The organism is uncultured Aquincola sp. (assembly GCF_964001545.1).
Taxonomy (GTDB): Bacteria; Pseudomonadota; Gammaproteobacteria; order Burkholderiales; family Burkholderiaceae_C; genus Aquincola.
The window spans coordinates 1-8,976 of record NZ_CAXFDV010000700.1 but is presented as its reverse complement, the minus strand read 5'-3'; the positions used below and the strand labels follow the sequence as shown (position 1 = coordinate 8,976).

Below are 8,976 nucleotides of genomic sequence, written 5' to 3'. Positions count from 1 at the left end.
GCACCACGCTGCCGCCATCGCCCTGCGTGGTGGCGCTGGCGTCGATGCGGGCGCCGCCGTCCCTGGCCACGGGGCCGGCGGCGTACAGCCCTTCGCCGCCCTGCCAGCCGCCGCCCACGCGCACGCTGCCGCCGCCGGTGGCGCCGCTGGCGTCCAGCAGGGTCTGGTCGTGCAGCCGCAGGTCGTCGCCCAGCAAGGTGATCAATCCGCCCTGGCCGCGGCGGCCCCGGGTGCTGAGCTGGGCTGTGCCTTGCAGTACCACCTGGCCCCGCTCGGGTGCGGGCAAGGGCGCAGGTGCTGCGGGCGCACCCGATGCCGGCGCGCCGGCATCCAGCACGATGCGGCCACCCTGGCCGCCGGAGGCATCGAGCAGGGCCGCGGGCAGGCGGATCCGCGCGGCCTGGATGTCGATCTCGCCGCCCTGTGCCGGCGCGGGTGCTTCGGCGGGCGCATGGGCCGCGGGCGCGGGTGCCGCAGCGGGTGCGGCGGCGGGCGCCGGCGCCAGCGGCGTGGCCGCCACACTCACCTGCCCCGCCAGTGCCACCGGCCCGCTGGCGCGCAGCTGCACACGCCCGCCTTGCGCGGGCGCGCTGGCGTCGATGCGGCCGGCGTCCGTCTGCGTGAAGCTGCCCGCCACCACCTCGACCTGCCCGCCCTGCGGATGCGCCGCGCTGCCCGCGGCCGTGATGCTGCCGCTGTTGACCACCTCGGGCGCCTGCAGCCGCACGCTGCCGGCAGGGCCGTCGGCACTGGCGCTGGCGTCGATGCGGCCGCTGTTGACCACCTGGCCCGAGGCTTCCAGCACGATGCGCCCGCCGCGTTGCGCCAGGCCGGTGGCCTCGATGCGGCCGGCGTTGCGCACCACCCCACCCTGCACCCGGTCCAGCGCCTGCGCGCTCAGGATCACCAGCCCGCCCGGGGCCAGCACCAGATGGCGGTTGTCCACCAGCGTGCGCAAGGTGGAAGCTTCCACCCGCAAGCCGGCCAGCGTCTGGTTGGCATCAAACTGCAGTTCAAACGCCTCACCCGCCGCCAACGCCACCGTGCCCAGGTTGGCCACGATCACGCCCTGGTTGCGCACCTCCGGCGCCAGCAGCGCGACGTAGCCGCCCAGGGCTGCACGCAGCTCGCCTTCATTGACCACGCTGCCGGTGGCGCCCTGGCGCTCGAAGCGGGTGCGGCCGGCCATGAAGTCGTCCAGGCTGATGCGGTGCGTGGTGGCCACCAGGCCGCCCACGTCCACGCTGGCGCCGGGCGCGAAGTACACGCCGTGGGGGTTGGACAGGAACACCTGCCCGTTGGCGGTGATGCGGCCGAAGATCTGGCTCGCGTCCGGCCCCTGCACGCGGTTGAGCGTGACCGACTGCGCCGAGGGCTGCTGGAACTGCACCTGCGCATCACGCCCGACGTTGAACTGCTGCCAGTCGATCGCGCCCCGCGTGCTGCCTTGCTGGATCGTCAGCGTGGCGCCGTTCTGCTGGATGGCCACCTGCCCCGCCACCACCTGCCCGCCCGTGGGCAAGGCGTTGGGCGCCACCTGGGCCCAGGCCGCCAGCGGCAGCAGCGCGGCGGCCGCGAACAGGCGGGCCGCGCCGCGCTTGCCGCGGGCACGGGTGTGTTCGGCGGCGGGCACCCAGGCGCGGGTGATGTCGTTCCAGACCAGGCGGTGGATCTTGTTCATGGGGTCCGGGGGCTTGGTGTGGGTGACGGCTGTCAGAAGCGGACGCTGGCCTGCAGCCAGATGCGGTGGCGGTGCAGGCTGCCGTCCTGATCGCGGCCAGTGGTGGCCTGGGCCTGCGGGTTGTGCCCGTCGCGCCGGGCCCAGGTGGCCTTGAGTTCCAGGCCCTGCGGTCCGCTCCAGGCGACGGCGGCGCCGTAGCCCCTGAGTACGGTGCGCACCGTGCGCACGGCCCCTGTGGGCCCGGCCGCGGTGGCGCTGCCGCGGTCGTAAAAGCCGCTGACGGCCAGGCTGGGCAGCGCGCGCCACTGCAGCTCGGCGGTCATCAGCTGGCCCTGGCTGCCGCTGCCTTCGTTGGCCGGATAGGCCCGCACACCGGTGGGCCCGCCGAGGTAGAAGCGCTCGGAAGAATCGAGCTGGCGGCTGCCCGTCTGCCCGCTCCACGACCCGTAGAACGACAGCGTGGCCGTGAGCTGCTGCTGGCGCGAGGCGGCATAACGCAGCTTGCCGAAGCTGCCGCCGCCAGCGGCGGTTTCGCCGGGGTCGGGCTGCCCCAGGTTCAGGCGGCCGCGGGTCCAGGTCCATGAATACTGGTTGGCGCCGCCGCCGGCCAGGCTGTCGTACAGGTTGCCGGCCATCCCCAGCGAGAGGCTGCGCACGCCGTAGCGCGACTGGGTGGCGCCGTTGGCCTGGTTGTGAAAGCGCTTGTCGTCGGCCGCGACCGACACGTAGAGGTTGCGCAGGCGCGAACGCAGCAGCGGCCAGCGCGCATCCGCACCCACGCTGGCCGAGCTGCCCTTGGCGCCCAGGGCCGCGAATTCCGGCGCCACCACGTCATAGCGCAGCAGCGAGGCATTGAGGCCGATGCGCCAGCCGTCGCTGCCCACCGGCAGGCTCCAGGCCACGCGCGCGTAGTCGGTGCCGCTGCTGTGCAGCAGGTCGGCGCGCAGGCTGTCGCCCAGGCGCAGCGGGCTGTGCAAGGTGGCGGCCAGGGTGGCGCGCCGGCTGCCGGTGCTGCGGGCGCCGGTGTTGTCGATGCCGGCCTCGGCCTGCGCCACGGGCCCGTCGCGCAGGCGCAGGGCGAGGCCGGTCTGGCCGTCCTGCTCGCCGGGCGTCAGGGCCGCGGTGGCCGACACGCCGGGCAGGTCGTCGATCAGCAGCAGCGCGCGGTCCAGCGCATCGGCCCGCAGGGGCTCGCCGGTGGGCTGCTGCGCCTGCACCATGCGCAGCGCCAGGTCCGGATCGATGCGCTCGGGCGCCTCACCTTCCAGCTGTGCACCGGCAAAGCGTGCCTCGATGACGTGGAGGGTGATGCGGCCCTCGGTCACGTCCTGCGTGGGCAGGTAGGCCCGCACGATCCAGCCGGCCTGCCGGTAGGCGGCGGCCACCGCCAGCGCGGCCTGCTGCAGATCGAAGAAGCTCAGCGGCCGGTTCAACCAGCCCTGCACCACGGGCTGCAGCGCGGCATCGCCCAGCAAGGTGTTGCCGGTGAACTGGAACGCCACGGCCGTGACCGTGGCGCCCTCGGGCAGCTGCAAGGGCGCGGGCGGCGCGGCCGGCAGCGGGTCGGCACTGGGCGGCAGCGCCGGCCGCACCTGGCCTTCGATCTGCTGGCGGATGGCGCCGGCGTCCGGCGCCGGCTGGGCGGCTGCCGCTTGCGGCAGGCAGGTCGCCGGACACACCAGGAACAGGCAGACGCAGTGCCGAAACGATAGAGCTGTCACCTTCAGGACCCTTGCTGTGCAACCGGCCCGCACGGGCCGCCGTGGCAGCGACTGTAGAAAGTGACAGAAAAACTCAGTGCCTGAAGAAAAACCTAATCAAATAGCATTTATTCTGATCAAAGGTGATAAATCACCTCAGGAGTGCCGGTGCGTTCAGCGCCGCACGCGCTGCAGCAACCATCCGTCCACCGACCAGCGGCCGGGGCCCCACAGCACCAGGCCCACCAGCAGGCTGCCCCAGAAGATGTGCTGCTGCAGCGCCGCTTCGCCGATGTCGGGCAGGCTGATGGCCGCCACGGCATTGACCACGAACAGGCCCGCCGCGGCAAAGCGCCCACCCAGGCCCAGCACCAGCAGCACCGGCAGCAGCAGCTCGCCGGTGGTGCCCATCACCGCGGCCACTTCGGGCGGCAGCAGCGGCACGTGGTATTCGTCGCTGAACAAGGCGACGGTGATCTCCCAGTCGCGCAGCTTGGTCAGCCCCGACAGGAAAAACACCTTGGCGATGTAGAGCCGCGCCAGCAGCTGGGCGGCGGGTTGCACGGCCTCCAGCAACGCCACGATGCGGCGGTGCCAGGCCAGCAGGCCGGTGGAAGGATGGGACGTCGGCAGCGTGTTCATGCTCTCTCCTCGGGGGCCGTGGTCCGCTCGATGGCGACCAGTCGGCCTTGTTGTACGGCTTCGCCCAGCCAGGCGGCGAAGTCCAGGTCGGGCGCTGCATCCAGCGCCCGGGTCAACGGCTGGCCGGCCAGCACGGCGGCGACGAAGGCGGCCTCGGTGGGTGGCAGCGCCACCACCCTGGGTCGCCAGCCTTCGCGCCAGACGAAGGCGGTGTCGCCCTGCCCGGCCGCCAATGCGGCGCGGGCGGCCGCAAAGCGTTGCTCGGTCGGCTCGTCGCTGGGCTGGTGGGCCTGCCATACCGCCACCACCGGCCAGCGTGAGGCCAGCAGCGCCGCGCCAGGTGCCAACAGCAGCCGCAAGGTCGCGGGGTCGGTATCGGCCAGGTGCTGCAGGCCGGGCAGGCCGGCCGGCGCATCGGCCGCCCGCTCGGCGCGGTGCAGCAGCCCGTCCAGCCGCGCGACGTCGGCCAGGTAAGGCTCGGTGGCCAGGCTGGGGCTGTCGGCGATGAAGGCGGGCAGATCGGCCCCCAGCTCGCCCAGGTCGCCACGCGCCGGTGGCCGGGCATGCCAGTACGCCCGCGCCAGCGCGGCCATGGCCGGCGCGCCAACCAAGGCGGCCACGGTGGGGTAGGCAGCGGCCAATGCGCGCTCGGCCGCGGCGCCGGCGTTGGCCTGGTACACCTGCAGGCCACGTTGCCAGCCGGCCTGTGGCGCCTGCCAGAGCGCCGCATCGGCGCCGCCCGTCTGGTGGGACACGGCCTGCCACAAAGCGCGCTGGCGATCGGCTTCGCTGCGGTGCTCAGCCATGGGCCACCTCGGCCATCACCGCATCGGCCCGCGCCGCTTCGTCGAGCAGCACGTCCAAGGCGGGCACGTCGGTGTCCCACTCGATCAGCGTGGGCACCGGGCCCAGGCGCTGAACGGCTTGTGCATACAACTGCCACACCGGCGCATGCACACGGCTGCCGTGGTCGTCGACCACGATGTCGCCGCTGTCGTCGTAGCCGGCCAGGTGGATCTCGCCCACGTGGCGGCCGTCGATGGCGGCCAGCCAGGCCGTGCCTTCGGTCAGCGGATCGCGGCCGGCATTGAGTGCATTGACCGCGATGTTGTTCAGGTCCAGCAGCAGCCAGCAGCCGGTGCGCCGCGCCAGCTCGTTGAAGAATTGCGGCTCGGCCAGCGTGCTGTCGGTCCAGCCGAGATAGGCCGCCAGGTTTTCCACGCCGATGGGCCGGCGCAGCCGCTCCTGCACCTGCTGCACATGGCGGCACATCAGGACCAGCGACTCGTCGGTGAACGAGATCGGCAGCAGGTCGTTGGCATGCACCACCGGGCCGCCGGCTTGCGGCGCCACGCGGGCGAAGCAGGCGTGGTCGGAGACCCGCACTGGATCGCAGCGCTGCACCAGCTGCGCCAGCCGGTCCAGGTGCCACGGGTCCAGCCCGGCGGCCGAGCCCAGCGCCAGGCCCACCCCGTGCAGGCTCAGCGGATAGGCCTCGCGGCCCTGCTGCAGCACGGCCAGCGCGGCGCCGCCTTCGGCGAAGTAGTTCTCCGAATGCACCTCGATGAAGCCCAGCGGCGGGCGCCGCTGCAGCAGCTCGGCTTCATGCGGCTGCCGCCAGCCGATGCCGGCGGCGCTGGCTGCGAAAGGAAGGTTCATGGCGGCGCGGGCCAGAAGGCTCAGTCGGCGGCTCAGGACTTGGGCATCGCCTTCATCGCTTCTTCGGCGGTCATGCCCTTCATGTCCTTGCAGGTGCCCTTGGCCACGTACTTCCATTCATCGGGGCCGTTGTCCACCTTGGCCTGGCCGGCGCAGCTGTGGCTCTTGCTCAGGTTGGCGCAGTCGTTCTGGCCGGCCTTGGCGATGCCGAAGCACTTCTCCTTGCCCTTGTCCTGCGCGGCGGCGTGGCCGACCAGGCCCAGGGCGAGCACGGAAGCGAGGGCGGAAGAAGCGATGAGGCGATGGTTCATGGTGAAACTCCGTCGTTGGATGAACAGGCAGGCCCGCAGGCCTTGTGGGAACAATAGCCGGCAAACGCTGCCGACGTGTGTTGAGTCGCCTGCCGTCACGCGTCCTTACACTGCGCAGTCGAAAAATTTCTGGTGTGACCGATGAGTGACTTCGCGCGGCAGGTGGAGAGCCTGCGGCCCCAGCTGATCCGCTTTGCCCGCAGCCAGCTGCGCAACGAAGCCTGGGCCGAGGACGCGGTGTCCGACACCTTGCTGGCCGCGCTGGAAAAGCCGCAGGCCTTTGCCGGCCAGTCGCAGCTCAAGACCTGGCTGGTGGGCATCCTCAAGCACAAGGTGGTGGACCAGTTGCGCAAGCACAGCCGCGAAGCCACCGTGCTGGTGGACGACGACGGCGAGGACATCGACGAGCTGCTGTTCGCGGCCGACGGCCACTGGCGCGAGCCGCCGGCCATCTGGGCCAGCCCCGAGGCCTCGCTGGGGCAGCGCGAATTCTTCGACGTGCTGCAGGCCTGCATCGACCACCTGCCCGCGGTGCAGGGTCGCGTGTTCATGATGCGCGAATGGCTGGACCTGGAGACTGACGAAATCTGTAAGGAACTTCAGATCACCACGACCAACCTCGGCGTGCTGCTGCACCGCGCGCGGCTGCGGCTGCGTGAATGCCTGGATCTGCGCTGGTTTGGCAGCGCCCTCACCACCTGACACACCGATGAGCCTGATGCGCAACTGCCGTGAAGTGACCCGCCTGGTGTTGGCCGGCGAAGACCGCCGCCTGACGGCCGGCGAACGCCTGGGCGTGCGCATGCACCTGATGGTGTGCCACGGTTGCACCCAGTTCTCGCGGCAGGTGGGCGTGATGCGCCAGGCCCTGGACCGCTGGCGCGAGCAGGCGGGCGACGACGGCCCACCGGCACCGCCGCCCTGAGCTTCAGTTCAGCGCGCCGCCGGGCCGCTTCAGGTCGGCCTGGTCGCCCCAGGCCAGCGCGATGCGCAGCGCCGCTTCCACGCCCGCCACCTGCTGCGCCAGCGCCATGCTGGGCAGGCTGAGCCCCGGTGCCTGCGCTGCCTGCTGCGGCAGCAGTGGCACATGCATGAAGCCGCTGCGCACGCCGCTGCCGGCCAGCGCATGCTGCAGGCCATAGAACACGTGGTTGCACACGAAAGTGCCCGCCGTCTGCGAGATGGAGGCCGCGTGCGCGGCGGCCTTGAGCCCCGCCACCATCGCCTTGATCGGCAGCGTGCTGAAGTACGCCGCCGGGCCGTCCGCCACCACCGGCTCGTCCACCGGCTGGCGGCCCAGGTTGTCGGGCATGCGCGCATCGTCCACGTTCAGGGCCACACGTTCGATGGACAGGTCGGTGCGGCCTTCGGCCTGGCCCAACGCCAGCACCAACTGCGGCCGGTGCTGCCGCAGTGCTTGATGCAGGGTCTGCAGCGCATCGCCGAAGGCGCAAGGCAGCACCACCGCCGCCACCACGGCCTCACCGCCCAGCGACCGGCCGTGCAGCGCCTGGGCAACTTCCGCGCTGGGGTTGAGGCCGGCACCGCCGAAGGGCTCGAAGCCGGTGAGCAGCACGGTGGATGTGGGGGTGTAGGGCGCGAGGGGCATCGGGCGATTGTGCGGCCGTCAGCAGGCGTGACACGCCGTAAGCAGGCGTTGATGGGGTCGGCGCATGACTACAGGTTTTCCCGAGCCGGCCCGACAGCCTCTGCACGCCCGCCTGCCTACAGTTTGTCCATCGCGCCAAAGCGCAACGCCACAGGAGTAAGACCCATGCAACTCAATACCCGCCACCGCCTTGCGCTGCTGGCCTCTGCAGCCGCCCTGACCCTGCTGACGGCCTGCAGCCGCCAGGACGACACCGTGGCCAGCAACACCGCCAGCAATGGCATGACGACCACGGAAACCGCGCCGAGCACGGCGCCGGCCACCACCGCACCGACCACCGACACGACGACGGGCGTGACCGGCACCACGGGCACCGACGCCACCACGGCCAGCACCAGCACCACCACGCCCAACAGCATCGAAGCCACTGCCGAGCGCGCCGGCCAAGCCGCTGAGCGTGGCGTGGAAACCGCCGTCACCGCCACCGGCGACGCCAGCCTGACCGCCAAGGTCAAGACCGCGCTGATCACCGCGCCCGACCTGAGCGCGATGAAGATCAACGTGGACACCAACAACGGCGTGGTGACGCTGAAGGGCGAAGTGAAGAACACCGCCGAAAAGGTGAAGGCCGAACAGCTGGCCTCCAACGTGACCGGCGTGACGCAGGTGGTGAACAACCTGCAGGTGGCGAACAGCTGAACCCGCTACACCCGCTGGTCGTAGATGAAGCGCCTTGCCCGATGCGTGGTGAGGCGCTTTGCATCGATGTGTGAGGGGTTCACGAGGACATTCACCTCTTCTTGGATGATGACGGAGGGCACGCACAGCAAGGCGCTCGACTGGCGTGCCAGCCACGCCGAACCCAGGGCTCTGCTGAACCGGCCTTCCGGCACCACGTCCCCGAGGTCCTTCACCTGCCCGGCGTCTCCACTTTCTTCAAGCAGTTGCCGCAGGGTGGCCACCACGCGCATCAGGGCGATCGCGCGGTGGCCGGCCGCATCCCGCAGCGCTTCTCCTGCCTTGGCCTTGCGCTGGTACGTGGTCTCCGGCAGGCCGATCATGTTGAGCACGCTGGGCGCTGGCTCGCTCAAGGCCCTGGAGATCAAGACCACGGTAAACGCAGGCACGCCCTCTTCCACCGCGCGCAGAACCCACCGCGGCGCAGCGTACGGCGAGGCGAAGCTGCTGTCTGCATAGGCGCCTCCATTTGGGCGAGACCTTACGCCATATGGGGTGCCTGGGGTACTCAAGCGCTTGGCTCCCCGAATCCGCCCCCGCCCGGCGTGTTCAGCACGAACACGTCGCCGGGCTGCAAATCGGCCGAGCCGATGTGCGCCAGCGTTTCCGCGCGGCCGTCGGCTCTTTCCACATGGG

Annotated in this window: 11 protein-coding genes; 3 read left to right on the top strand and 8 right to left on the bottom strand. The window is 71.3% G+C overall.

Annotation, left to right across the window (positions count from 1 at the left end):
- From ABNT58_RS24615 to ABNT58_RS24590, 6 genes are all read right to left on the bottom strand, one after another.
- The coding region (locus tag ABNT58_RS24615) for a filamentous hemagglutinin N-terminal domain-containing protein (RefSeq protein WP_348756026.1) at positions 1–1,681 on the bottom strand (1,681 nt) is incomplete at its 3' end.
- Positions 1,682–1,713: 32 nt separating this feature from the next.
- Complete coding sequence (locus tag ABNT58_RS24610) at positions 1,714–3,360, bottom strand: ShlB/FhaC/HecB family hemolysin secretion/activation protein (RefSeq protein WP_348756025.1); 1,647 nt, start codon at positions 3,358–3,360, stop codon at positions 1,714–1,716.
- A gap of 195 nt (positions 3,361–3,555) precedes the next feature.
- Positions 3,556–4,023, bottom strand: coding sequence for a DoxX family protein (locus ABNT58_RS24605; protein ID WP_348756024.1), 468 nt, complete (start codon positions 4,021–4,023; stop codon positions 3,556–3,558).
- The gene (locus ABNT58_RS24600) at positions 4,020–4,829 is read right to left on the bottom strand and encodes a putative DNA-binding domain-containing protein (RefSeq protein ID WP_348756023.1); all 810 of its coding nucleotides are present in this window, start codon (positions 4,827–4,829) and stop codon (positions 4,020–4,022) included. The genes ABNT58_RS24605 and ABNT58_RS24600 overlap by 4 nt, the downstream gene beginning before the upstream one ends.
- Positions 4,822–5,682: a DUF692 domain-containing protein gene (locus tag ABNT58_RS24595; RefSeq protein ID WP_348756022.1), complete on the bottom strand. Its 861-nt coding sequence runs from the start codon at positions 5,680–5,682 to the stop codon at positions 4,822–4,824. Before ABNT58_RS24595 ends, ABNT58_RS24600 begins: the two co-directional genes overlap by 8 nt.
- Positions 5,683–5,714: 32 nt before the next feature.
- Complete coding sequence (locus ABNT58_RS24590; RefSeq protein WP_348756021.1) at positions 5,715–5,993, bottom strand: DUF2282 domain-containing protein; 279 nt, start codon at positions 5,991–5,993, stop codon at positions 5,715–5,717.
- Between the two features lie 141 nt (positions 5,994–6,134).
- Here ABNT58_RS24590 and ABNT58_RS24585 point away from each other — a divergent pair, with 141 nt between their 5' ends.
- Positions 6,135–6,695: a sigma-70 family RNA polymerase sigma factor gene (locus ABNT58_RS24585; protein WP_348756020.1), complete on the top strand. Its 561-nt coding sequence runs from the start codon at positions 6,135–6,137 to the stop codon at positions 6,693–6,695.
- Positions 6,696–6,702: 7 nt separating this feature from the next.
- Positions 6,703–6,918 (top strand): zf-HC2 domain-containing protein, encoded by a 216-nt coding sequence (locus tag ABNT58_RS24580; RefSeq protein WP_348756019.1) that lies wholly within the window; start codon positions 6,703–6,705, stop codon positions 6,916–6,918.
- Positions 6,919–6,921: 3 nt separating this feature from the next.
- Here the strand turns inward: ABNT58_RS24580 and pcp are convergent, their stop codons facing one another.
- The gene (pcp, locus tag ABNT58_RS24575; RefSeq protein WP_348756018.1) at positions 6,922–7,602 is read right to left on the bottom strand and encodes a pyroglutamyl-peptidase I; all 681 of its coding nucleotides are present in this window, start codon (positions 7,600–7,602) and stop codon (positions 6,922–6,924) included.
- Between the two features lie 165 nt (positions 7,603–7,767).
- Between pcp and ABNT58_RS24570 the strand changes: the two genes are divergently transcribed.
- On the top strand, positions 7,768–8,301 hold the full coding sequence (locus ABNT58_RS24570; protein WP_348756017.1) for a BON domain-containing protein: 534 nt from the start codon (positions 7,768–7,770) through the stop codon (positions 8,299–8,301).
- A gap of 5 nt (positions 8,302–8,306) precedes the next feature.
- On the opposite strand, the gene ABNT58_RS24565 is transcribed toward ABNT58_RS24570, so the two are convergent.
- Entirely contained in the window at positions 8,307–8,663 is a 357-nt protein-coding gene (locus ABNT58_RS24565; protein WP_348756027.1) for an RES family NAD+ phosphorylase, read from the bottom strand.
- Positions 8,664–8,976 lie beyond the last annotated feature (313 nt).

What these genes read in the sequence shown, in the direction of transcription:
- ABNT58_RS24580 (WP_348756019.1), top strand. Translation starts at nt 6,703, where the DNA reads ATGAGCCTGATGCGCAACTGCCGTGAAGTGACCCGCCTGGTGTTGGCC.
- ABNT58_RS24565 (WP_348756027.1), bottom strand. Translation starts at nt 8,663, where the DNA reads ATGATCGGCCTGCCGGAGACCACGTACCAGCGCAAGGCCAAGGCAGGA.
- ABNT58_RS24595 (WP_348756022.1), bottom strand. Translation starts at nt 5,682, where the DNA reads ATGAACCTTCCTTTCGCAGCCAGCGCCGCCGGCATCGGCTGGCGGCAG.
- ABNT58_RS24570 (WP_348756017.1), top strand. Translation starts at nt 7,768, where the DNA reads ATGCAACTCAATACCCGCCACCGCCTTGCGCTGCTGGCCTCTGCAGCC.
- ABNT58_RS24585 (WP_348756020.1), top strand. Translation starts at nt 6,135, where the DNA reads ATGAGTGACTTCGCGCGGCAGGTGGAGAGCCTGCGGCCCCAGCTGATC.
- pcp (WP_348756018.1), bottom strand. Translation starts at nt 7,602, where the DNA reads ATGCCCCTCGCGCCCTACACCCCCACATCCACCGTGCTGCTCACCGGC.
- ABNT58_RS24590 (WP_348756021.1), bottom strand. Translation starts at nt 5,993, where the DNA reads ATGAACCATCGCCTCATCGCTTCTTCCGCCCTCGCTTCCGTGCTCGCC.
- ABNT58_RS24600 (WP_348756023.1), bottom strand. Translation starts at nt 4,829, where the DNA reads ATGGCTGAGCACCGCAGCGAAGCCGATCGCCAGCGCGCTTTGTGGCAG.
- ABNT58_RS24605 (WP_348756024.1), bottom strand. Translation starts at nt 4,023, where the DNA reads ATGAACACGCTGCCGACGTCCCATCCTTCCACCGGCCTGCTGGCCTGG.